Here is a 23,206-nt window from a genome sequence, read left to right on the forward strand (position 1 = left end):
AGCGCCCCCGCCAAAGGTTGTTCGAACCGAGTAGGCTGGCTGTTTATTTATGTAGGATTATCAGCGTCGGTCTTTCAGATACCACGCCTTCATCACGTCGGTAATCTGGGAGATTTCCGCTTCAGAGGTGATATAGGCGGGCATGGTATAAAGCCAGCGGCCGATGGGGCGCAGCCAGACGCCGCGCTTACGGGCGAAGTCTCCCACCCCTTTGAGCGTCTCGGCAGAGTGCGCTTCAATCACGGCGGTAGCGCCGAGTACGCGTACGTCAGCCACCGCTGGGTGCGCGTTCAGCGCCTTGTCGTCTATTAGTTCGCGGCGTAGCTGTTGGCTGAGCGTGGCAATCCTGGTGAGGTAGTGCTCTTCCTCGAAGACGCGCAGGCTTTCCAGCGCGACGCGGCAGGCCAGCGGGTTGCCCATGAAGGTAGGCCCGTGCATAAAGGCGTGATGGTCGCTATCACCGATAAAGGCGTCATGGACGCGATCGGTCGCAAGCGTTGCGGCGTGGCCCAGATAACCGCCGGTTAATCCTTTTGAGAGCACCATGATATCGGGGGTGACCGACGCATGGTCGGCGGCAAACAGTTTGCCGGTGCGACCAAAACCGGTGGCCACTTCGTCAAAAATCAGCAGCACGCCAAACTCATCGCACAACGTTCGGGCACCGCGCAGGTAGTCAGGGGATGTCATGTTAAGCCCGCCTGCGGCCTGTAAAAGCGGTTCCATCAGCAGCGCAGCGATCTCTTCATGGTGCTGTTCAAGCACGTGACGCAGAGCGCCAAGGTCGTGTTCGACCTGCGCCGCGGTGGCATCAAACGGGGCGGTGGGCGCCGGGGCAAAGTGGTGCTTGGGCAGCAGGCTGGCAAACAGGCTGTGCATGCCTTCTTCCGGGTCGCAGACCGCCATGCAGCCGGTGGTGTCGCCGTGGTACGCCTTCATCAGCGAGAGCATCTTTTGTTTGCCAGGGTTGCCGGTAAGCACCTGATACTGCAGCGCCATCTTCATGGCGACTTCCATGCCCACCGATCCGCTGTCTGAATAGAAAACGTGATTTAGCCCGGCGGGGGTGATACGCACCAGTTCACGGGCCAGCTGGTCGGCAGGGTCGTGGGTCAAACCGCCCAGCATTACATGGCATAGCTTGCCTGCCTGATCGCGAATGGCGTCGACCAGGCGCGGGTGGCCGTAGCCGTGGATCATGCACCACCAGGAACAGGTGGCGTCCAGCAGGCGTTCCCCGCTTTCAAGCACAAAGTGAGCGCCCTCACCGCCAACGACCTTGGGCGCAGGCGTTTGGGTTTTCAAGTGGGCATAAGGGTGCCAAACATGGCGATGCCCGACATGACTGTGACGGACCGGCGTGTTCATAACGGCTCCAGGGAGAGATAGAGGGCGGCAGTCGCGGCGCTGGGAGCATCAAGGTGGGGAATGATGCCTAAACAGGGAGTCGCGAGCTTGGCGTTGAGATGGGCGATATTGGCCTTGAAGCGGTCTGCGTTCGCCGCAAAGGCGGGGTCAACCACGCTACCCGCCCACCCGGCGAGCACCAGGCCGTCGGCACGAATGGCCTCTGCCGTTAAACGGGCATGGTTCAAGCAGCCCAGCGTCAAGCCGACGACCAGGATAACCGGCAACTCAAGTGCCATCGCCAGATCGGCGAAATCGGCCTGTTCGCTTAACGGTACACGCCAGCCACCGGCGCCTTCAATCAAGGTGAGGTCTCTAGGGGTTTGGGCAAGCGTTTCGCGCAGCAGGCGAGAGAGGTCGCTAACCTCAAGCGCTTGGCCCGCCTCCATCGCGGCAAGGTGAGGGGCGATGGCGGGAGCAAAGGCAAAGGGATTAACCGTGGCGTAGTCGACCGGCGGCACGCTTTGCTGCTGCAGCGCAAGCGCATCGCTATTGCGCAGACCTTCTTTACCCAGACCCTCTTTACCCAGACCTTGGCCGGTGTATTCGCTGCCGGACGCCACCGGTTTAAGGCCAAGGGTGCTCAACTGTTGTTGGCGGGCGGCGTAAAGCAACGCGCTGGTCACCAGGGTCTTGCCCGCATCGGTATTGGTGCCGGTTACAAAATAGACGCTCATAACGTTTTTTCCAGATGCAGGGTTAGACAGTGGTAACTGACCGGCAAGCCCTCAGGCTGTCGCAACTGCTCAAAACGCGCTTGTGCGACGACGATATCGGCGCGGGTGAGCTTGGTTTGCGGCCGGGGGAGCTGCGCTCCTATACCTTTAATGGAGGCCATGACGGCGCGTAGGTCGGGGTAGTAAAAACGCTCAACGGCGGCGTTCTGGCGGGCAACCGTTAAGCCGCTTTCCTCAATGGCCCGTTCTACACTGGCGTGATGAGGTGTTTGCAGCAGCGCTTCGGGGCGCTGCCAGGCAAACGCGATTTCTTCCAGCGTACCTGGCAGTAGCGTCGTGATATGCGCCTGTCCACCCGGGCGTAGCACGCGATAAATGTTATCCATCACCGCCCCAATATCGCGACACCACTGTATTGCCAGGTTGGAAAACACCAGCTCAACACTTCGGTCATTAAACTCCAGCGCAGCGGCGTCGCCCTGCTGCCAGGCGATTGCATCACCGTACTGTTGGCGCGCTTGCTCCAGCATGCCGGGAGCAAGGTCCAGGCCGGTTACATGCGCGCGCGGGTAGCGCTCAGCCAACTGCTGTGTCCAGTAACCGGTCCCGCAGCCTATATCCAATACGTTGCGCGCATCGACGGGGAGCGCATCCCACAACCGCTGACCTATCTGGCGCTGCGCGGTGGCTAGCGCATCATAACGGGGGGCGGCCCGGGAAAAAGCGTGGGCCACCCGTGCTTGCCAGCTAGCGTCGGCGCTCGCCGTTAGCGCGGTCATAAAACCTCCCTACTTGGGTTCGTCATCTGGTCCGCATGACGGGAAATCAACGCAGCCAGTGCCTGCGGTTGCGAGAGCATCGGGCAGTGGCCAACGTTGCTTATGTTGTCACTGGCAAGGCGCTGGGCAGCGCCGATGAAGGGGTCGTGCTCGCCGCTAAGACGAATAACCGGGCAAGAAGCCGCCCTCAAGCGTGGTCGATTATCAATCGTTGCCAGCCAGTGCAGGCCGGTAGCCAAGGTAGTGCTATCGGCGGGTAACGTATCGCCCAGCAGGTCACGTAGCTGCCGGTAAGCTTGTCGGGGGCTGGGTTCCCCTTGGGTCTGCCTGCGTAAAAAGGACTGCCAGGTAGCGGCGGGGGAGCGCTTAAAAGCGCCCTGAAAGGTACTCAGCTCATGGCCGGTGATGCCGTCGGGAGTACAAAAGGTGTCGCCTGCGCCGAGCAGAATCAACCCGCGCGGGGGCGGTAAATATTTCAATAGCGCGGTTGCCAGCAGTCCGCCTAATGACCAGCCAACCCAGATCGCATCGCTTGCGAGCGGCTTGGTCATGGCCTCGGCCAACTGGGCAAACGATGCGTCTGCCGCCAAGGCGGGCATCTCGCCATAGCCCGGCCAGTCGATCGCCTGGGGCGTGAGCGAGGCTGGCCAGTGCGCCTTCAAGGGCTGCCAGACTCGCTGGTCGACACCCCAGCCGGAAAGCAGGATCAAGCGCTGGGAAGACATGATGCCTCATTGGATTGGCACTGGTTGAGCGCGGCTAATAGCTGATCAATCTCGTCGCGCTGATGGCGGGCGCTCAACGTGATACGCAGGCGTGATTCACCCTTGGGTACGGTGGGCGGTCGAATGGCGCCTACGTGTAGACCCTGCTGTTTCAGGTACATCGCCCAGCGCAGAGTGCGTGCTTCATCGCCCAGGATGAGCGGTTGAATGGGCGTGTCGGAGCGACCAAGCGGCAGCCCCAAATGCAGCGCTTCGTGGCGAAAGTAGGCGATATTGGCGTTGAGGTTGGCGCGCTGTTCCGGTTCATTCTGAACAATGTCTAGCGCTTTAAGAGTGGCAGCCGCAATCGCCGGTGGTTGGGCGGTGGTATAGATATAGCTGCGGGAAAACTGAATCAGATGCTCGATTAATTCGGCATCCCCGGCTACAAACGCCCCAGCGGTGCCCAGCGCCTTGCCCAAGGTGCCAACGAGAATCGGCACGTCCTGGCTAGACACGCCGCCAACACAGCCGCTGCCATTGTCGCCAAGCACGCCCACGCCGTGGGCGTCATCTATCATCAGCCAGGCGCCATGTTGCTGGCTGAGCCTTGCCAGTGAGGCGATATCGGCCACATCGCCATCCATGCTGAACACGCCATCGCTGACGACGAGCTTATGCCTGCTCTCACTACGTGAAAGCAGGCGTTCCAGGTCGTGGGTGTCGCGGTGATGAAAGCGCCGCGAGCGGGCACCGCTAAGAGCCGAACCATCGATTAGCGAGGCGTGGTTTAGACGGTCCTGGAAGATAGCGGTATGACGATCCGCCAGTGCCTGCAGCACGCCCAGGTTTGCCATGTAGCCGGTGGAAAATAGCAGCGCGCGTTCGCGACCGGTCCACTGAGCGAGGGCATCCTCAAGGGCGTCGTGAACCTCTAAATGGCCGCTGACCAAATGCGATGCGCCGGCGCCCGCACCGTAACGCCGCGCACCTTCTGCCTGGGCCTCGATGACGCGTGGGTTGTGAGCGAGGCCCAGGTAGTCGTTACCGGCAAAGTCGAGAGAAGAGCCGGAAGCGCCGCTTGCCATTGGCTGCCGGGTTCGCCAGCGCTGCGACTGCTGGCGTTCATCACGGGCAGCAGCTAAACGCTGCTGCCAGGCGTTAGACACTGGCATCGACTGCCAGCTCGGCCACACGCTCGGCGTGAACCTGCTGCTGTGCCTGTTGGGCTAGGCGGGCGGCTTGAACATCTTCGCTTTCGCAGGTCTCGCGCTGTTCGGGATGCAGGCCCAGCTTGGTAAACAGTGCGCGGTCACGATCCGCCTGAGGGTTGCCGGTGGTCAGCAGTTTGTCGCCGTAGAAGATTGAGTTGGCGCCGGCCAAAAATGCCAGCGCCTGGGTTGATTCACTCATTTGCTCGCGGCCAGCGGAAAGACGTACATGGCTTTGCGGCATCATGATGCGCGCCACCGCAATGGCGCGGATAAACTCGATGGGGTCCAGGTCTTCGACATTTTCGAGCGGCGTACCGGGAACCTTGACCAGCATGTTGATCGGGACGGATTCAGGGTGCGGCGATAGCTTGGCCAGTTGTTGCAGCAGGGCGCTACGATCCTGGGCGTCTTCGCCCATGCCAAGAATGCCCCCCGAGCACACTTTCATACCCGCATCGCGCACGTTGGAGAGCGTTTCCAGCCGGTCGCTGTAGGTGCGCGTGGTGATGATCTCACCATAATAATCCGGCGAGGTATCCAGGTTATGGTTGTAGTAATCGAGTCCTGCGTTGGCCAGTCGGCTGGCCTGCTCGCCATCGACCATGCCCAGCGTCATGCAGGTTTCCAGGCCCACCGCTTTGACCTGACGAACCATCTCTTCGACCAGCAGCAAGTCCTTGTCGCGGGGGCTGCGCCATGCCGCGCCCATGCAGAATCGGCTGGCGCCAGCTTCTTTCGCGGCCCTGGCTTGCTCGACGACTTTTTCAATTTCCAGCAGCTTCTCTTTTTCAAGCTGCGTGTTGTAGTGGCCGGACTGGGGGCAGTACTTGCAGTCCTCGGGGCAGGCGCCGGTTTTAATCGACAGCAGGGTAGAGATTTGCACCGCATTCGCATCAAAGTGGGCGCGATGGACTTGCTGAGCTTGAAACAGTAGATCATTGAACGGGAGTGCAAAAAGCGCGTTGATCTCATCCAGCGTCCAGTCGTGGCGCTGCTGATGGCCTTGTGGCTGACGCGGTTGTTGAAATTGCTCGCGGGGCACGGTCATTATGTAAACCTTTTTAATTTTCGTAGTTGACTAGGCGGTTGACGAGACTTTAGCGGCGTTGCGCTTAAGCTGTCAACGCTAACCATTTTTCAGGTTTACATAGCGGTGGAAATATTCGTCAATGCCCCTGGCGCTCATTTATACTCACCGCCCTTTTCCACACACTGGAGCGCCAATGTCCGCTATTGATAGCGCTGCTAATAAAAGCACTGATAATAAAAGCTCAGTTGATATGGGCTTGGTTGATAAGGACTCAGTTGATAAGGACTCAGTTGATAAGAACTCAGTTGATACGGGCTCTGTTGATACGGGCTCTGTTGATACGGACTCGGCTGTTGAGTATCCGCGCCCACCGCGGCGCGAGTTCAAGGCACGCGGTAGCTTTGTCACCCGCTGCGAGCATTGCCAATTACCGGTGATAAACTGCTTGTGTCCGTATCAGGTGACGGCGAAAAGCCATGCGCAGGTCTGGTTGTTGACGCATCCGCTTGAGCACTTCAAGCCGACCAATACCGGCCGTTTGATTCGTGATGTGCTCCCCGCGACCCAGCTGTTTACCTGGTATCGCACGGCGCCGGATGCGCAGCTGGCGGCGTTACTGGAAGACCACCGCTACGCGCCCTTTGTGATATTTCCCGATGATCAGCCCGATTACGCTGAACGTGTGGTGGATATGTCGGCGGTTCACGCGGCCACTGAATCGGCGCGGATTCCGGTGTTTATTATTTTAGACGGCACGTGGCGACAGGCTCGGCGTATGTTCCGTAAAAGCGCTTATCTGGATGCTTTACCTGTATTGCCATTGAAGACCGAGCGCGAGACACGCTATCGGCTGCGCAAACCGGCCTCTGCGGCGCATCTTTGTACGGCGGAAGTCGCCATTGAGCTGTTGCGTCAGGGCGGCGATACGAGCGCCGCGAATAGGCTGGATGACTACTTTGAGGTGTTTAACGATAGCTACGCGGCGAGTCGTCTGCACCACAAGATAGACCCGCCGACGGCAGCGATGCGGCGTTTGTTGGCGCTCAATGAGCAGCGCGTTTAACGCGAGGTACCGGGTAGCCAGCGAGTTAGTACCCGGCGCACCCAGAACCAGCGGTTAATCAGCAGGGCAGTAAAAATGAGCCCACAGCCCCAAAGCTGCAGTAACGTCATCGTCTCACCAAACCACCAGCCGGCAAGCAGTGCCGTCCACACCGCTTCAAGCATTAAAATCACCGACGCGTGGGTGGGGGTGGTCATGCTCTGTGCTGTGATCTGAAGGAAAAAGCGCAAGGAACTCGCCACTAATACGCTCGCCATGAACCAGCCTAGAATCGACGTGTTTAGCGCCATCGGTTGGTGTTCAAACAGTAGCGACAGCGTGGTGAGTACGCTGCCGACGGACAATAGCTGCATGGTGGTCAGCGCCAGGGCGGGTACGTTGCGCACTACTCGCGTATTGACGTTAATCAACAGCGCAAAGCAGAGCGCGGCACACACCATGAACAACTGGCTTGTCTCCACCCTGAAACCGGCATTTAACGACAGTAAAATGAAACCAAGTAGCGCCACCGGCAGCGCTACCCAGGTGGAGCGTGGCGGGCGATCACCAAATAACAGCCGCGCGACGACCGGTACCAGCAGGATGCCGAGGCTATTGATAAAGGCGCTTTCACCCAAATGATCCGAGTGCTTGAGCCCTAGTATCCAAAAGGCAATGGCGGCGCTGAATAGAAACCCTACCCATACGCCTCGCCAAATCCGACGAGCAGGCATGCGTCGCAACGTCGGCCAGGCAAACCCCAATAAAATAAGCCCCGCGAGCAAAAAGCGCGTGCCGATAAACAGCAGCGGTGGCATGCCCGCGAGCGCCTCCTTAGAGAAAATCCAGCCACCAGCGGCAAACAGCGTGACGAGCAGTAACAGCGCATCGGCTTGCCACGGGGCCTGTTTAATCGTATTCACGGGGTGGGGCTGCCAAACAGGGCGCCAGCGATTCTAAACCCGGCGACCCAGGTGCCTACCGCGGAACCTAGCGTGGCGAGAATAAACACCAGCAGGGTGCGCGAGACGCGGTTTTTCCACCAGCCTTTTAGTTCGGTAACGTCCTGGCGTAGCGAGGAGAAGTCGCGCACTTTGGGTTTGCGAATATAGAGCTCTACCCCCGCGGCCACAAAGCCCGCGCCGATAGTGGGGTTTAGTGACGTAAGCGGAGCAGCAAAGAAAGTGGCTATGACCGTGACAGGGTGTGCCAGCGCAATAATGGTGGCCCCGCCGGAGAGGATGCCGTTAATCAAGAACCACTCAAGTACCAGCTGCCAGCCGAGCCCGGTATTGCGTGAAAAACCAATCGCAAACCCGGTGAGTACTAAGGCAGTGATCAGCCATGGCAAGGCTTTCCAAAGTTTGGATGGTGGCGGTGTCGCTTCTAACGATTCGCGTTCTTCGGTCGGGTTGGCGGGCAGCGAGGCTTCCAAATGCTCGCTGGTGCCTTTTAAATGGCCAGCACCGAGCACCACCAGCACATGTTGGTAGCGTCCCGGCGGGGCATCTTCGGCCAGCCGTAATGCCATGTAGCGGTCGCGCTCGCGAATCAACGGGGTGTAAAGGGCTTCTGACTCGGCGGCAAATTCGCTGAACGTGGCTTCCAGCATATCGCCTTCTTTCAGCTTTTCGATCTCTTCTTTTGAGACTTCCTGACGCGAGAGCACACTGCCAATCAGGCCTGAGAACAGCGAGAAACGCTGCCACCAGGGCACATTGCGGTAGATGCGCTTGAGCGTTACACCGACATCACGGTCGACCAGTAACAGCGGTAGGTGGTGTTTGCTCGCTTCTTCAACCGCTGCACGCATTTCCGCACCGGGCTGAATGCCGGATTGGTCGGCAATCCGCTGTTGAAAGGCGCCCAATGCCAGACTCGCCGCCACCATGCCCGCTTTGCCTTCCCTGAATACCTGAAACAGGTCCTGTTCACCCATGGCGTCGGGGTTGGACATGCTGTGGTGACGAGCATCGCAAAGCTCAATCGCCACCGCATCAAAGGCACCGCTAGACAGCAGGGTGCGAACATCCTCTGCACTTTCCGCCGACACATGGGCGGTGCCCAATAGCGTGTAGCGAGTGTCGCCCATCGTGACTGTTTTCAATGGACCACTGGTGGCAGGGAACGAGGACGATGCTGTCGTCGGCGTTGCCGTACTTTCGTTAGATGTCTCTTCGTGAGACGTTTCATCGTGGGACATTAATAGCTCTCAAGATCAATAAGTGGTCGGCGATGTTCTGTTTAACGCCGCCAGAAAGCAGGTGTGAATAGCACAAGGACCGTAAAAATTTCCAGGCGACCGAGCAGCATGGCAAGGACCAGTATCCATTTTGCCAGGCTGGGCATATCGCCATAATGAGTGCTAGCGTCTCCCAGAGCGGGGCCTAAATTATTAAGCGCAGACCCGACCGTGGACCACGCGGTGACCTGGTCAACCCCGGTCGCCATGACGCCTACCAGCATTAAAAAGAACAGCAATACATAAACCGAAAAGAACCCCCACACCGCTTGGGCAATACTGTCGGGAACGCTGACCTTGCCCACTTTGACCGAAATGACGGCGTTGGGGTGGATCAGCCGCATGATTTCACGCATGCCCTGCTTGAGAATCAGGATAATCCGGATGACTTTCATACCGCCGCCGGTCGACCCGGAGCAACCACCCACGAATGCCGCAACAAACAATAAAAAGGGCAGGGCCCCTGGCCACAGGGAAAAGTCGGCGACACTAAAGCCTGCTGTGGTGGCGACCGAAACGACCTGGAAAACCCCGTGTCGTAAACCGCGCAGGGTATCGTAGGTGTCGGTTAACCACAGCGAAATCACCGTCACCGTGGCCAAGGCGAGCAGAAACAGCATCAAAAAACGCGCTTCGGGGTCGAGAAAGTAGTGCACCAGACTTTTTTCACGCCAAGCGATGAAATGAAGGCTAAAACTGAATGCTGAAATCAACATGAACGTGACACAGATGAGCTCAATCGTGGCGCTATCAAAGTAGCCAATACTGGCGTCATAAGTGGAAAAACCGCCGATCGCCACCGTTGAAAAGCTATGGCTTAACGCATCAAACCAGCTCATGCCCGCCAACATATAAGCCACCATACAGGCGAAAGTAAGCGTGGCGTAGATATACCACAGTGCTTTGGCGGTTTCGGTGATCCGTGGCGTCAGCTTTGAGTCTTTGAGAGGGCCCGGTATCTCGGTGCGATAAAGCGCCATACCGCCGACCCCCAAGGTGGGCAAAATGGCGACCGCCAACACGACAATACCCATTCCGCCCAGCCACTGGAGCTGTTGTCGATAGTAGAGAATGGACTCGGGTAGAAAATCGATACCGGTAATGACGGTGGCGCCGGTGGTGGTCAGGCCGGAAAACGACTCAAAGACGGCATCGGTAATTCCCAGTGAGCTTTCACCAAAGTGCATTAGAGGCAGCGAGCCGAACAGCGCCAGTACCGTCCAGAACATGGCGGCAATAATAAACCCATCACGGATGCGCAGCTCTTTTTGGGCGCGACGATTGGGTAGGTAAAGCAGCAGTCCGGTCGCCACTGAGATGGCGATGCCGATGATATAGGCACTCCAGACGCCATCGCGAAACCAGAGTGAAATCAACGTTGGGGGGAGCATGGTGAGGCTGAACAGCATAAGCAGCAGCCCTAAAATGCGCAAAATAACCCGCAAGCTCATGGTTGTCGCATGCTCCTGTTATCAGCAGTCGTTGAAAGTGGCTCGGGGGCTATCAAAAGAACGTTAAACCGACTTGGAACAGGCGCTCTACATCGCGGATGCGGCGCTTATCGATAACAAAGAGAATGATGTGATCGCCACTTTCCACCATCACCTCACCATGGGCGATAATGACCTCCTTGCCGCGCACAATCGCACCAATGGTGGTGCCTTCGGGAAGGTCGATATCGCGAATGGTGCGACCCACTACCTTGGACGACTGTTTGTCGCCATGAGCAATGGCTTCAATGGCTTCGGCGGCACCACGGCGTAGCGAATGGACGTTGACGATGTCGCCACGGCGGACATGGGTGAGCAAGCTGCCGATCGTCGCTTGTTGAGGCGAGATGGCGATATCAATCTCACCCCCCTGAACCAAATCTACATAAGCGGCGTTATTAATCAGCGTGAGTACCTTCTTTGCCCCCAGCCGTTTGGCCAGCAGCGACGACATGATATTGACCTCGTCGTCGTTGGTCAGCGCACAGAAGATATCGCACTCTTCGATGTTCTCTTCTTCCAGCAGACGTTTGCTGGTGGCGCTGCCATGAAGCACGACGGTGCGATCCAGGCGCTCAGATAAGGTGGTGCAGCGTTCCAGGTTGTGTTCGATGATCTTGACCTGGTGGCTATGTTCCAGATGCTCGGCCAGCCGTTCGCCGATATTGCCGCCCCCGGCAATCACCACCCTACGAAAGCCACGCTCGACGCGACGAAGTTCGCTCATCACCGCGCGAATATCGCGGCGGGCGGCGAGAAAGAACACTTCGTCGTCGGCTTCGATGACCGTATCACCACGCGGAATGATCGGCCGGCTGCGACGGTAAATAGCCGCCACTCGGGTGTCCACATTGGGCATATGGCGACGTAAAAAGGCCAGATCCTGGCCCACCAGCGGGCCACCGTAGAAGGCCTTGACGGCCACTAGCTGTACCAGACCACCGGCGAAGTCCAGCACCTGCAGGGCGCCGGGATGCTCAATCAGGCGACGCACATGATCGGTGACCACTTGCTCAGGGCTTATCAGTACATCAATGGGAATCGCTTCGTGGGCGAACAACCCTTTACGGGTCAGGTAGGCGGTCGCGCGCACCCGGGCAATCTTGGTCGGGGTACGAAACAGCGTGTGGGCCACCTGGCAGGCGATCATGTTGATCTCATCGCTGTTGGTAACGGCGATCAACATATCGGCGTCTTCGCAACCCGCCTGACGCAACACAATGGGGTAAGAGCCCGCCCCGGTCACGGTGCGGATATCGAGTTTGGTATGTAGGTCGCGCAGTTTTTTGGCGTCAGTATCGACAACAGTGATGTCGTTTTCCTCGCGAGCGAGGTGTTCGGCCAAGGTGCCGCCGACCTGGCCGGCGCCGAGAATGATGATTTTCATTGCTAAGCATCGGTTCCATTAAAAGCGCCAGCGCGATGTCGATAAGACCTAACGGAGATCTTAGGACCCCGGGTTCTGACACGAGCTGTTATTAATATTCGGCCAGATGTGCCTATCATGCGCTGCAATAAAGACGGCGGCCAGTGTAAACCAGCCGCCACCGAAAAGCAGGTAAGGATTACTCTAGCGTAAAGCCGACTTTAACAGTGACCTGCCAATGCGCGACTTGACCATCTTCGATATGGCCACGTGTATCGGTTACTTCCACCCAGCGCATGTGCTGAATCGTTTGTGATGCTTTTGCCAGCGCGTTCTGGACCGCTTCTTCAATTCCTTTTTCGGAAGATCCGGTCAGTTCCACGTGCTTATAAGTGTGATGACTCATGGTGTCTCCATCCTGGTTATGTATGTGCTATCTAATCGAGCACTGCTATAAAGAACACTACCTATAACAAGCTCTACTTATAACAAGCATTACGAGTACGTAGTGCACTTTTAGCCAGTGCGCTTCTCTAGTCTGGCATAAAAAAAGCCATCGTGACTGCTCTGCTCTGGAAACAGCTGACGTCCCGCGCCGCTGGCGATTCCCCAGGCCACATCGCGAGGAGTTGTTACGTGGGCGTCCGGGGTGCGGGCCAGAAACGCCTCAATCTGCTCGCTGTTCTCTTCCGGCAGAACAGAACAGGTGGCATAGAGCAGAGTGCCGCCTTCGCGAAGCATGGGCCATAGATTATCCAGTAACTGGCGCTGCAGCGTGGCGAGGGCGCGAATATCCTCTTTACGACGTAATTTCTTGATATCCGGATGGCGCCGAATGACCCCGGTGCCGGAGCAGGGAGCATCGAGCAGTATGGCATCGAAGGGGGTCTTGCTCCACCAGTCGCGCTGGGTACCATCAGCGTGCTCAAGCACCGCTTCAACGCCTAGTCGGCTAAGGGTGTCCTCCACCCGCGCCAAGCGTTGATTGTCGCTATCAATGGCGGTCAGGTTGATATCAAACTGTTCGAGCAAGTGGGCCGTTTTGCCTCCAGGCGCACAGCAAGCATCCAGCACTTGTGCGCCCGGCCGGGGAGCCAGCGCAGGGCCCAGTAACGCAGCGCAGAGCTGAGCGGCTTCATCCTGAACGCTGACCTGGCCCTCTTCAAAGCCCGGCAGTGTCATCACATCGCAGGGGGTCTCAAGCGTAATGCCATCGGGGGCATGGGTGCACAAGTGAGCGTCCAATCCCGCGCCGGTGAGCCGTGACAGATAGGCTTCGCGGTCATTATGGCGCTGGTTAACCCGCAATGTCATGGGGCCGGGATGGTTGTTGGCGTCGATAATGGCTCGCCACTGCTCGGGCCATGCCTTTCGTAAAGCGTTCAGTAGCCAGGGCGGGTGCTCTAATGCAACGTTTTCGTCGCGGTCAACCTGTGCCTGGAGTGCCTCGGATTCTCGCTGTAGGCGGCGCAGGCAGCCATTCAGCACGCGGGTAGCCCACTCCTTGCCCAACAGGCGAGCCGCCCCCGCGGTTTCACCCACTGCCGCATGGGCGGGAATGCGCATGTAGAGCAACTGATAGATACCTAGCAGCAGCAGGGCCTGAATATCGCTATCGCGTTTTTTAAATGGCTGTTTAAGCAGCACCCCGGCTAAGGCTTCCAAACGCGGTAACCGCCGGCAGGTGCCAAAACAAAGCTCTTTGAGCAGGCCGCGATCACGCGCAATCACGCTATGTTCGTCTAACCCGGCCAGCGAGCCTTTATCGCTAAGCACCGGTGCTAGCGCACGGGCCGCCGCGGCACGCACTTCTTGGCCACTGCCACCACGTTGGTTGGAGCGCTGTTGGCTCATGGGGTGTCTCCTTCGTTGGTCTTGGCAGCCAATTTGCCAAGCCGATGTCCGCTGGCTAGCCGCGCGTGACGCGCATTGAGTAGGTCGCGAACGGCCATTGCTTTGCCTCCGGGCAGCTGCGCGCTGGTCACGCATAATACGTCGCGGCCCTCTTCGCCACAGGCAATACGTAAATGATCATCGCCGTGATCAAGCAGCGTGCCAGGAACGCTGGGGGGAAACTCGCCTTCCTCCACATTGGCCATCAACAATCGTAAACGGTCGTTTTCCAGTGCGCACCATGCCACCGGCCAGGGATTGAACGCACGAATTTTATTGGCTAGCTGATGCGCGGGCTGGTCAAAATCGAGCTCGGCTTCCGCTTTGCTGAGCTTGGCGGCATAGGTCACGCCTTCTTCAGGCTGAGGCGTGGCCTGCACCTTCTCAGTCTCAGCACTCAGCGCATCCAGCACATTGATTAATGCATCAGCGCCTTGCACGGCGAGGCTGTCATGCAGCTCGCCTCCCGTGGTGCGCGAGGTAATCGGGGTGCGCACTTCTGCCAGCATGGCGCCGGTATCCAGACCAGCGTCCATCTGCATGATCGTCACGCCCGAGACGCTATCGCCTGCTTCAATGGCGCGCTGAATGGGCGCCGCTCCGCGCCAACGCGGCAACAGTGACGCGTGCACGTTAATACAGCCCAGGCGTGGCGTGTCGAGCACCGCTTGGGGAAGCAGCAGGCCATAGGCCACTACCACCATAATATCGGCATCAAGGCCCGCGAGCTCAGCTTGAGCCGCGGGCTCTTTCAGTGTCTGAGGCTGATAGACCGGCAGATTGTGCTCTAACGCCAGCTGTTTGACAGGGCTGGGTGAGAGTTTACGGCCACGCCCGGCAGGACGATCGGGTTGGGTGTACACCGCGACCACCTCGTGCTGGCTTTCCAGCAGCGTTGCAAGACTTGAAGCGGCAAATTCAGGCGTGCCGGCAAAAACAACGCGCAATCGTGACATAAAGAGAGAGCTACCTGGCGTGAATGGAAATGAAGCTTAGGCGTCCTGCATTTGCTTATGGCGCTTTTGCATCTTCTTTAGAATGCGGTCGCGTTTAAGCGGCGATAGGTAGTCAACAAAGAGCACCCCTTCAAGATGGTCGTACTCGTGTTGAATGCAGTGAGCAAGCAACCCGTCCGCTTCCAGCTCGTAGGCATCGCCATTACGGTCCAGCGCGTTGAGCCGAACGGTAAGATAACGAGGGACTTCGGCGTAATACTCCGGGATAGACAGGCAGCCTTCCGAGAGGTGCTCTTTTTCCTCGCCTACAGGCGTGTAACGAGGATTAATGAGTACCAACGGCTGGGAGTTGTCTTCGCTGACGTCCATGACAACGACTCGCCGATGAACGTCGATCTGGGTCGCGGCTAGACCGATACCACGGGCGTCATACATGGTCTCCAGCATATCGTCGACGAGCGCACGTACCTCATCGTCAACGGTTTCCACCTCAGCCGCCTTGGTACGCAGGCGCTCATCGGGGAATTCAAGAATAGGAAGTTTGGCCATGACGTTACAATCACCGTTATGCTGAGTCTGAATTAAGTCAAACTAGACCGTGACGAGTGTCTACTGGTCTAGTTACTTTATGATGGGTCACTATATCATGCTGTCAACCTTTCTGGGCATGCCCAGCTGATACCCACGGGCTGCCATGAACCATCTACAACATGACCTTTTCATCGAACCCGGGAGAGCCGAATGGCGGTGAAACAACACGCCTACCGTGGCGCTTTGAGCGCATTGCTGCTGAGTGCGACCATGCTGCTGAGTGCTGGCGATGCGACCGCGTGGGAACGCCTGCGTAGTGATGCGCCTGAGCGTTATCAGGTGGTGTCAGGAGATACACTTTGGGGCATCGCCGGACGCTATCTTTACGCTCCCTGGCAGTGGCCCGAGCTGTGGCAGCAAAATCCTCAGATCGCTAATCCGCACCTAATCTACCCAGGGGATGTATTGCTGCTGAGCGATTGCCAGGGCACTCCCTGCTTGCAGCTGGAGCGAGGCCAGCGGGTGGTAAAGCTATCGCCTCAGATGCGTACATTGCCACGTAGAGAGGCGATTGAGCCGATCCCGATGGACGTGGCACGCGCCTTTCTTCGCGACCATCGTGTGGTCGATAACGCTTCCGAGTTGAAGACGCTGGCCTACGTGGTGGCAGGCGAGGATCGCCGCTTGATCAGCGGGGCAGGAGATAAACTCTACGTGCGTGGCGATGTGCCGAGTCACGGTCAGGTAGGTATTTACCGGCAGACAGAGCCTTACCAGGCGATGGATGGCACCCCCCTTGGCTTGGAGTTGATTAACGTCGGTATCGCCCGCCCCCTTGGTAGTAATGAAGATAGTAGTGATGAAGATAGTAGTGATGAGGATATCGCCCAGCTTGAGGTCATAAGCTCCTCTCAAGAGGTGCGCATCAACGATATCGTGTTAGCACTGGAAGAGCGGGAGTTAGACCGTGAATTCATGCCGCGTGCGCCGCTCAATAGCGTGGAAGGGCACATCATTGCCGTACCGGGCGGCGTACGCTTCATAGGTCGCTATCAGATCGTCACGCTGGATATTGGCACGCTGGAGGGGCTTCAGGCGGGGCACGTACTGCAGGTGAACCAGCGAGGCGAGTTAATCAACGACCCGCGTACACAGGAGCTGATTCAATTGCCTAACAGTGAAGCGGGTGTCGTGATGGTGTTCAAGCCCTACGATCATGTGAGCTATGCGCTGGTGATGCAGGCATCGCGTGTGCTTGAAGTGGGGGATCAAGTCCTCTCCCCAGTGAATTAGCGGACGACACATACCCTATGGGATTGGGAGGTGAAATGGATACCCAGGCGTGGCTGGCGATCAATGCGTTACCGGGGATGGGCGCGCTGCGTATCGCGCAATTAGTGGCCAGACAGCCGGAGTGGCCACAAGGCTGGTTGGCTGCTTTGCCTGGCCGGGCGGCCGGTGAGCTACGCCTGTGGCTTGAGCATCCCGAGCGCAGCCCGCTGCAACGAATCATTGATGAAACGTTGGCCTGGCAGCAACAGCGGCCTAATCGTCATGTACTGCATCGTGACCATCCCGCTTGGCCTGAACTGTTGAATGAACTGCCTGACCCGCCGGTGGTGCTATGGGCACAGGGCGACCTTGGCGCGCTCGCAGGGCCCAGGCTCGCCATGGTAGGCACGCGTCGTCCGACGAGCGAAGGCACACATAACGCACAAACGTTTGCACGTGACTTAACACAGCGTGGCTGGTGTGTGGTCAGCGGCATGGCATTAGGCATTGACGGGGTGGCCCAGCGTGCCGCGCTAAACGCCGGCGGCAGCACGATTGCTGTCCTTGGCTGCGGCGTTGATATGATCTATCCCGCCTCCCACCGTGAGCTTCACGAGCAGTTGAGCCGCCTGCCTGGCGGCCTGCTACTGTCTGAACATCCCCCCGGCACTCGCGCGCGACCGGCTTTCTTTCCACGTCGCAACCGCATCGTTACCGGGCTGTCACTTGGTACGCTAGTGGTCGAGGCCACCGAAAAAAGTGGTTCACTGGTGAGTGCGCGGCTGACGTTGGAGCAAAACCGTGAGCTGTTTGTGCTGCCGGGTTCTCTACACAATGTTCAGGCGCGTGGCTGCCTGGCACTGCTGCGAGAGGGAAGTGCCCACTTGGCGTGCAGCGTCGACGATATCATTGCAGATCTTGGCCACTGGGCGCAGGCGTTTATCCCGACGAGTGAGGTCGTTGGGCAGGCAGCGCTCAGTATTGATCCACCGCCTCACACACAGCCGTTGCCCGAGACTCTACCCGATCCTTTATTAGCGGCCCTTTCGGCCACACCCATGCCGATTGATCTATTGGTGCACGCCACCGGCGTGACGGTCAGTGACTGTCAGCAGCGGCTATTGATGCTGGAGCTAGAGGGCTGGGTTAGCCAGCAGGCGGGAGGCTGGGTACGGCTGCCGCGGCCATGATAGGATGCGGGCATGAATGACGTGTTCAGCCGAACGGTGAGGAGAAACCATGAGTTTAGCTGCCGAACTCGATCTAGCCCCCGCATTGAGCGCACTGCGTAACGGGGGGGTGATTGCCTGTCCTACCGAAGCGGTATGGGGGCTTAGTTGTGACCCCGAAAACGACGAAGCGTTGGCCCACCTGATGCGCATGAAAGAGCGCGACCCGGCCAAAGGCGTCATCCTCGTTGCGGCGAATATTGAACAGTTCCAACCCTGGTTAAGTCAGCTTCCGCTCGCGATGCACGCGCCTCTGGCGACGAGTTGGCCAGGGCCTAATACCTGGTTAGTGCCAGACTTTGGACGCAGCCATGGGCTGGTGCGGGGGGCTCATGATCGGGTAGCACTGCGAGTGACTGACCATCCGGTTATGAAAGCCCTGTGTGAAGCATTTGGTGGCCCGTTGGTATCAACCTCGGCGAATCGGTCGGGCGAACCGCCCGCGATGGACGCTGCCGACATTAGCGCCATCTTTGGCGATGATGTGGCCCATGTGGTGGAAGGTGCGCTGGGGGGGAATGCCAAGCCCAGCACCATTAGAGACCTGGCCACCGGCAAAATCATGCGCTCCTAACCATGTGCTTCTAACTATGCGCTCCTAAACATGCGCTCCTAGCAGGCGCTTAAGCCGCTATTGACGATGTTTATTCACCCATTACTACTCACCCATACCTTCTGAGGAGTTCCCGTGGCCCACGAGCACCTTGATGACGTTAAACACTATCTTCTGGATTTGCAGGAACGCCTCTGCGCTGGTTTAGCAGAGGCCGACGGGGTGGCTCAGTTCCATGAAGATAGCTGGACACGCGCAGAGGGGGGCGGCGGTCGTTCGCGCGTCATGACCAATGGGGGCGTGTTTGAGAAGGGCGGCGTCAATTATTCGCATGTCTATGGCGCCCAGCTGCCGCCATCAGCCACCGCCGCACGCCCAGAACTGGCCGGGCGTAGTTTCCATGCGGTGGGTGTTTCCTGGGTGCTACACCCCAAAAACCCCCATGTGCCCACTAGCCATGGCAATGTGCGTTTCTTTATTGCCGAGAAAGCGGGTGAAGAGCCGGTCTGGTGGTTTGGTGGTGGTATCGACTTAACGCCTTTTTACCCCGTCGTGGAAGATGTCGTGCACTGGCATCAGGTGGCACACGCTGCCTGCCAGCCGTTTGGTGATGACGTTTATCCCCGCTATAAGGCATGGTGCGACGAGTACTTTTACTTAAAGCATCGCGATGAAACCCGCGGCGTGGGTGGTCTGTTTTTCGATGATTTAAATGACGGCGATTTTGCTGATTGTTTTGCGCTGCAGCGGGCGGTCGGCGATAGTTTTCTAGACGCTTATATTCCTATCGTTGAGCGACGTAAAAACGACGCCTGGGGAGAGCGTGAACGCGACTTTCAGCTTTACCGCCGAGGCCGTTATGTGGAGTTTAATCTAGTCTGGGATCGGGGCACCCTGTTTGGTCTCCAGAGCGGCGGGCGCACCGAATCCATTTTGATGTCGATGCCTCCGATGGCGCGCTGGGAGTACGCTTTTGAGCCGCAACCCGGTAGCGCCGAAGCGCGCTTGCATGACTTCTTACAGCCTCGCGACTGGCTGGATGAGTTCGCTGGGAAGACAGCACAAGACACGAGTGGAGAGCTATCATGACGGATCGCTACTGCGTATTAGGCAACCCCATCACGCATTCCAAGTCACCGCTAATTCATGCTGAGTTTGCTCATCAAACCCAGCAAGCGCTTGAGTACACCGCCCAGGAAGCACCACTGGATGGTTTTGCTGATGCATGGCGAGCGTTTGTCGATGCAGGAGGTCGCGGTGCCAACGTGACCGTGCCGTTCAAGGAAGAAGCCTTCGCGCTATGCGATACCCTGAGTCATCGCGCACGCCGAGCAGGGGCAGTGAATACGCTGATACTGGGCGGCAATGGCAGAACCTATGGTGATACCACCGATGGCGTTGGCTTAGTGCGAGATTTGGCCTACCACCGCGTGGCGTTAGCGGGGAAGCGCGTTTTGGTGATAGGCGCAGGCGGCGCCGTGCGCGGTATTCTGGAGCCGCTGCTTGGCGAGCAGCCCAGTGAGGTCGTTGTGGTCAACCGCACCGCCGCCAAAGCCGAACAGCTGGCTCATGATTTTGCTGACCTCGGATCCATCACTGGTGGTGGTTTTGACACGCTTGACGGCACGTTTGATGTAGTGATTAACGGCACCAGCGCCAGCCTTTCAGGCGACTTACCACCGTTGCCAGACGCCCTGTTTGCCCCTGGCGCCTGGGCTTACGACATGATGTATGGTTCTGAGCCAACGGTATTCTTGCAGTGGGCAGGCCCGCGCGGTGCGAAGCTGCTCGATGGCTTGGGCATGCTGGTTGAACAGGCCGCCGAAGCGTTTTTTCTATGGCGCAATGAACGCCCCAACACTGCACCCGTGCGTGAAGTGCTGCGCCAGTCGCTTAACTATTCATAGCGGTACTCTTCACAACTGACCTATTCACAACTGACCCGGTTTACGCGGCAAAAAAAGCGGGGGCGGATACTGTATCCGCCCCCGTTTTTATTGATGCCGCTAATAACGTGTCACTTAGCGCGCTTAACGTACAACCCCACCATACACATCACCAGACCCACTACCGAGAGCAGCATGCCGCCATTCACAAGTAGCGGCGAGCGCTCGAGCCAGGAGACGAAAAGCTGAGGAGACTCTTTGCACACGCCCTCGACGTAGTCCCAGTGACCGCCATCCAGCTGACAAGCGCGTACATCATTCAGCTCCCAGAAATAGACGCCTATCAGCACACACAGCGGTAGCACCAGCAGCAGCAATCCTAGTCTAATCATTTAAACCTCATAAGCAGACGCATGCAGACCTCGACGCGAGCCGTTAAGGGCGTGGACAGTTAGGCGTGCGAGCGTTATTGAGAGCCTGCTCATAGAGCGCCAGGGCTTGATTCATATTGTTTTGCAGCCCCTGGATACGCTGGCCTTGGCCAGGGTGAGTCGACATCCATGCCGGGGGCGAACCGCCGCCTGTGGCTGCCTGCATATTCTCCCATAACGTCACGCTCTCACGAGGATTGAAACCGGCCTGTGCCATCAGATCCAGGCCAATCACGTCAGCTTCGCTCTCATGCGCTCTGGAAAAAGGCAGTACGATACCGTACTGCGCGCCCATGCCGAGCAAGCCCATCAGTTGCTCACCACCGGCAGACTGCATGCCCGATGTGCTGGAAATGACCGACAGGCCTAACGAGGTGGCGCTTTGGGTCGAGGCACGTTCATTGGCATGGTTCGCCAGTACATGGCCAATTTCGTGGCCAATCACGGAGGCTAGCTGGTCCTGGTTAGTGGCAATATCTAGCATGCCGGTATTGACGCCCATATAGCCGCCGGGCAGGGCAAAGGCATTAGGCTGCTCGGATTCAAACACGCGAATTTGCCAGTCCAACTGGCGTTGCTCGGCAGGCAGTTCCGCCACAATAGCGTCCGCAATGCACTGGACGTAGCGTTGGCTGGCTTGACCCGCCGTAGGCAGCTCCTGCTGGTATTGCGTGAATGCCTGCTGGCCCATCTGGTTCAATTCGCTATCCGAGAGCAACAGCAGCTGCGAGCGCCCCGTAGGAGAAGTAGAACAAGCGGCGATAGACGCACATAGTGCGGTAATAGCGAGAGGGCGAAGCCAACGCATGAGAGAGTTTCCTTATAGACGGATGGGTTTCTTGCTCACAAGATAACCGCTAGTAGCAGTAAATCAATCCCTTCATCATAACTCAACGAGAGGTCGAGTTGGATGCGCAACTAACCCGTCGTTCAATGCGAAGATAAGCGCATCTTGACCACTGGCTACTGCCATTCAGTGAGCCGGTGAATTGAGATGCCCAGGTCGCCGCTATTTGGCAGGGCTACTCGCTGGGCGGGCGGCTGGTGCCGGAATCCATGGACAATAACAGTGGTTCACACCTGGTAGGCGAAGAGCTACATCGACGTTTGCCAGCACCGGGTTGCGCAATTGGGAAATGAGAGCGATTGGGATGACGTTGCCCATCGACGCCGATGTTCAAGCGAATGGTAGAGGTCAATAATCCTGACGTTAGAAAAAGTGTTTTTAGCAAGGGTTTGCATCGGCATGGCTATGTGCGACCAGCCAGGGCTTGCCATTGTTCGGGCGCTTGCCTCGGATGAAATACAGCAAGCACAAGTAGGAACTCATCTTCGTTACGGTAGAGTATCCCATGAGGAAACGCTTCGAGAGGCCAGCGCCGCACGTCATGTTCAATAATTTGCATCGCTAGCGGTTGAGTGGTGGCGGCTTTTACAGCAGCCTCCACTGCAAATTGAAAGCTGCGAGCCAACTCCGGGCTGATATTGCGGTAATAGTTTTTTCCCCGCCGAACGTCCTCACGTGCAGATTCGAGGAAACGAACAGGTTTCAATGATCATCTGCCCTTAGATCAGCAAACACCTCTTCAGCGGGGATTGATTGCTCCTCACCGCGAAGATAGGCCTGATACCTACGGTCCGCCTCAGCCAACCAAGCTTGCTCCAACAGACGAGGATCTAAATTAGACCTGTCCTCAATGCTCTCTAATAAATGCATGACCAAACGAGCTTTATCCTCTCTGGGAAGAGCAATCGCTTCTTTTTCAATGACTTCAGCTGGAATGGCCATCAGGAGCCCTCATGCAATACATATCAAAACGCTCTACTCTTCAAAATACTCTACTACTGTTAGTTGAAGAAATGAAACCGGTCAGGCGCTTAACCCTGTGGCACTAACTGCCCGTTGGCGCCCACGTTTAGGCGGATCGTGGGCGTCAATAACCCTGACGGTAGTTTCATGCCCAGGCCGCGTAAATCCCCTGGTGTAATCGCCAACTGGCTGCCGGGAGGCAACTCGCCTTGCGAAGCCAGCTGATTGGCAAGCTTCAGCATCGGTGCCATGCGCTGGGTATCGGTAGCAAGGGCATCAAAGGCCACCGGCAGGCGTAAATTAGCATCGCCACCCGATGTAAGCGTGACGTCCTGTTCGTAGTTGCCCTTTACAGGATCTACGCCAGGCACATCGAGCATCCAGCGAAAGCCCGACATCTCCACCGGGGGCATGCCCGCTGGTAAGCCAAGCCCCATGGCGATCGTCGCTTGTACCGGCAGGCTGCACGCGCCCAGGCTGGAAGCTATCAGGCTGGTTAAATCGTTGGTGTCTAGCCCCGCATTGATGCTGTAAGGGCCAATGCGAACGTCCTCGACGCCCAGAGAGGTCACCGCCAAACGAAACGCAAACAGGCCGGTTTGGGGAAGCGCCAGACAGCCCGTCAACAAGCTGGCGAGGCTGACTAGAAGCAACCAACGGCGAGCAGTGTAAAACATAACGTTTTTTCTCCCCC

25 protein-coding genes are annotated in these 23,206 nt (G+C 57.8%); 6 read left to right on the forward strand and 19 right to left on the reverse strand.

Going from position 1 to position 23,206, the window contains the following annotated elements; genetic code table 11:
• Positions 1 to 60: 60 nt before the first annotated feature.
• Genes bioA through bioB form a run of 6 tightly spaced genes read right to left on the reverse strand, consistent with a single transcriptional unit; the run spans position 61 to position 5,829 of the window.
• Positions 61 to 1,368 carry an adenosylmethionine--8-amino-7-oxononanoate transaminase gene (bioA, locus tag ACFFLD_RS05700; RefSeq protein ID WP_386037860.1) on the reverse strand — a complete coding sequence of 436 codons (1,308 nt, stop codon included), beginning with the start codon at positions 1,366 to 1,368 and terminating at the stop codon, positions 61 to 63.
• The gene (gene bioD, locus ACFFLD_RS05705; protein WP_386037863.1) at positions 1,365 to 2,084 is read right to left on the reverse strand and encodes a dethiobiotin synthase; all 720 of its coding nucleotides are present in this window, start codon (positions 2,082 to 2,084) and stop codon (positions 1,365 to 1,367) included. The genes bioA and bioD overlap by 4 nt, the downstream gene beginning before the upstream one ends.
• Complete coding sequence (bioC, locus tag ACFFLD_RS05710; protein WP_386037866.1) at positions 2,081 to 2,863, reverse strand: malonyl-ACP O-methyltransferase BioC; 783 nt, start codon at positions 2,861 to 2,863, stop codon at positions 2,081 to 2,083. Before bioC ends, bioD begins: the two co-directional genes overlap by 4 nt.
• Positions 2,860 to 3,588, reverse strand: a complete 729-nt coding sequence (locus ACFFLD_RS05715; RefSeq protein WP_386037869.1) for an alpha/beta fold hydrolase — start codon at positions 3,586 to 3,588, stop codon at positions 2,860 to 2,862. The genes bioC and ACFFLD_RS05715 overlap by 4 nt, the downstream gene beginning before the upstream one ends.
• On the reverse strand, positions 3,570 to 4,742 hold the full coding sequence (gene bioF, locus ACFFLD_RS05720; protein ID WP_386037872.1) for an 8-amino-7-oxononanoate synthase: 1,173 nt from the start codon (positions 4,740 to 4,742) through the stop codon (positions 3,570 to 3,572). The genes ACFFLD_RS05715 and bioF overlap by 19 nt, the downstream gene beginning before the upstream one ends.
• Positions 4,729 to 5,829: a biotin synthase BioB gene (gene bioB, locus ACFFLD_RS05725; RefSeq protein WP_386037875.1), complete on the reverse strand. Its 1,101-nt coding sequence runs from the start codon at positions 5,827 to 5,829 to the stop codon at positions 4,729 to 4,731. The genes bioF and bioB overlap by 14 nt, the downstream gene beginning before the upstream one ends.
• Before the next feature lie 175 nt (positions 5,830 to 6,004).
• Here bioB and ACFFLD_RS05730 point away from each other — a divergent pair, with 175 nt between their 5' ends.
• Positions 6,005 to 6,874, forward strand: coding sequence for a tRNA-uridine aminocarboxypropyltransferase (locus tag ACFFLD_RS05730; protein ID WP_386037878.1), 870 nt, complete (start codon positions 6,005 to 6,007; stop codon positions 6,872 to 6,874).
• On the opposite strand, the gene ACFFLD_RS05735 is transcribed toward ACFFLD_RS05730, so the two are convergent.
• The 8 genes from ACFFLD_RS05735 to def form a co-directional block, all read right to left on the reverse strand.
• Positions 6,871 to 7,776, reverse strand: coding sequence for a DMT family transporter (locus ACFFLD_RS05735; RefSeq protein WP_386037881.1), 906 nt, complete (start codon positions 7,774 to 7,776; stop codon positions 6,871 to 6,873). The genes ACFFLD_RS05730 and ACFFLD_RS05735 overlap by 4 nt on opposite strands.
• The gene (locus ACFFLD_RS05740) at positions 7,773 to 9,056 is read right to left on the reverse strand and encodes a TraB/GumN family protein (RefSeq protein ID WP_386037884.1); all 1,284 of its coding nucleotides are present in this window, start codon (positions 9,054 to 9,056) and stop codon (positions 7,773 to 7,775) included. Before ACFFLD_RS05740 ends, ACFFLD_RS05735 begins: the two co-directional genes overlap by 4 nt.
• Before the next feature lie 41 nt (positions 9,057 to 9,097).
• Positions 9,098 to 10,546 (reverse strand): TrkH family potassium uptake protein, encoded by a 1,449-nt coding sequence (locus ACFFLD_RS05745; RefSeq protein ID WP_386037887.1) that lies wholly within the window; start codon positions 10,544 to 10,546, stop codon positions 9,098 to 9,100.
• 52 nt (positions 10,547 to 10,598) lie between these two features.
• Complete coding sequence (gene trkA / locus ACFFLD_RS05750) at positions 10,599 to 11,972, reverse strand: Trk system potassium transporter TrkA (RefSeq protein ID WP_386037890.1); 1,374 nt, start codon at positions 11,970 to 11,972, stop codon at positions 10,599 to 10,601.
• Between the two features lie 178 nt (positions 11,973 to 12,150).
• A complete protein-coding gene (locus tag ACFFLD_RS05755; protein WP_386037893.1) occupies positions 12,151 to 12,357 on the reverse strand; it encodes a dodecin in 207 nt (68 codons plus the stop codon).
• Positions 12,358 to 12,467: 110 nt separating this feature from the next.
• Positions 12,468 to 13,805, reverse strand: a complete 1,338-nt coding sequence (gene rsmB / locus ACFFLD_RS05760; protein ID WP_386037896.1) for a 16S rRNA (cytosine(967)-C(5))-methyltransferase RsmB — start codon at positions 13,803 to 13,805, stop codon at positions 12,468 to 12,470.
• The gene (gene fmt / locus ACFFLD_RS05765; RefSeq protein ID WP_386037899.1) at positions 13,802 to 14,800 is read right to left on the reverse strand and encodes a methionyl-tRNA formyltransferase; all 999 of its coding nucleotides are present in this window, start codon (positions 14,798 to 14,800) and stop codon (positions 13,802 to 13,804) included. Before fmt ends, rsmB begins: the two co-directional genes overlap by 4 nt.
• 36 nt (positions 14,801 to 14,836) lie before the next feature.
• On the reverse strand, positions 14,837 to 15,349 hold the full coding sequence (gene def, locus ACFFLD_RS05770; RefSeq protein ID WP_386037902.1) for a peptide deformylase: 513 nt from the start codon (positions 15,347 to 15,349) through the stop codon (positions 14,837 to 14,839).
• A gap of 192 nt (positions 15,350 to 15,541) precedes the next feature.
• Here def and ACFFLD_RS05775 point away from each other — a divergent pair, with 192 nt between their 5' ends.
• The 5 genes from ACFFLD_RS05775 to aroE all read left to right on the forward strand — a co-directional run bounded on the left by ACFFLD_RS05775 (position 15,542) and on the right by aroE (position 20,292).
• Positions 15,542 to 16,624, forward strand: a complete 1,083-nt coding sequence (locus tag ACFFLD_RS05775) for a LysM peptidoglycan-binding domain-containing protein (protein ID WP_386037905.1) — start codon at positions 15,542 to 15,544, stop codon at positions 16,622 to 16,624.
• 35 nt (positions 16,625 to 16,659) lie between these two features.
• Complete coding sequence (dprA, locus tag ACFFLD_RS05780; RefSeq protein ID WP_386037908.1) at positions 16,660 to 17,793, forward strand: DNA-processing protein DprA; 1,134 nt, start codon at positions 16,660 to 16,662, stop codon at positions 17,791 to 17,793.
• A 49-nt stretch (positions 17,794 to 17,842) separates the two neighbouring features.
• The gene (locus ACFFLD_RS05785; RefSeq protein WP_386037911.1) at positions 17,843 to 18,406 is read left to right on the forward strand and encodes an L-threonylcarbamoyladenylate synthase; all 564 of its coding nucleotides are present in this window, start codon (positions 17,843 to 17,845) and stop codon (positions 18,404 to 18,406) included.
• A gap of 114 nt (positions 18,407 to 18,520) precedes the next feature.
• Positions 18,521 to 19,474 (forward strand): oxygen-dependent coproporphyrinogen oxidase, encoded by a 954-nt coding sequence (gene hemF, locus ACFFLD_RS05790; protein ID WP_386037914.1) that lies wholly within the window; start codon positions 18,521 to 18,523, stop codon positions 19,472 to 19,474.
• Positions 19,471 to 20,292 carry a shikimate dehydrogenase gene (gene aroE, locus ACFFLD_RS05795; protein ID WP_386037917.1) on the forward strand — a complete coding sequence of 274 codons (822 nt, stop codon included), beginning with the start codon at positions 19,471 to 19,473 and terminating at the stop codon, positions 20,290 to 20,292. The genes hemF and aroE overlap by 4 nt, the downstream gene beginning before the upstream one ends.
• A 110-nt stretch (positions 20,293 to 20,402) precedes the next feature.
• On the opposite strand, the gene ACFFLD_RS05800 is transcribed toward aroE, so the two are convergent.
• The 5 genes from ACFFLD_RS05800 to ACFFLD_RS05820 form a co-directional block, all read right to left on the reverse strand.
• Positions 20,403 to 20,663, reverse strand: a complete 261-nt coding sequence (locus tag ACFFLD_RS05800; protein ID WP_386037920.1) for a hypothetical protein — start codon at positions 20,661 to 20,663, stop codon at positions 20,403 to 20,405.
• Between the two features lie 43 nt (positions 20,664 to 20,706).
• Positions 20,707 to 21,510, reverse strand: a complete 804-nt coding sequence (locus tag ACFFLD_RS05805; protein ID WP_386037923.1) for a M48 family metallopeptidase — start codon at positions 21,508 to 21,510, stop codon at positions 20,707 to 20,709.
• A gap of 442 nt (positions 21,511 to 21,952) precedes the next feature.
• The gene (locus tag ACFFLD_RS05810) at positions 21,953 to 22,255 is read right to left on the reverse strand and encodes a type II toxin-antitoxin system RelE/ParE family toxin (RefSeq protein WP_386037926.1); all 303 of its coding nucleotides are present in this window, start codon (positions 22,253 to 22,255) and stop codon (positions 21,953 to 21,955) included.
• Positions 22,252 to 22,491, reverse strand: coding sequence for an addiction module protein (locus ACFFLD_RS05815; RefSeq protein WP_386037929.1), 240 nt, complete (start codon positions 22,489 to 22,491; stop codon positions 22,252 to 22,254). The genes ACFFLD_RS05810 and ACFFLD_RS05815 overlap by 4 nt, the downstream gene beginning before the upstream one ends.
• An 89-nt stretch (positions 22,492 to 22,580) precedes the next feature.
• Positions 22,581 to 23,189: a hypothetical protein gene (locus ACFFLD_RS05820; protein ID WP_386037932.1), complete on the reverse strand. Its 609-nt coding sequence runs from the start codon at positions 23,187 to 23,189 to the stop codon at positions 22,581 to 22,583.
• Between the last annotated feature and the right edge of the window lie 17 nt (positions 23,190 to 23,206).

The sequence above is a fragment of the Vreelandella sulfidaeris genome, assembly GCF_042429665.1.
Lineage (GTDB): Bacteria > Pseudomonadota > Gammaproteobacteria > Pseudomonadales > Halomonadaceae > Vreelandella.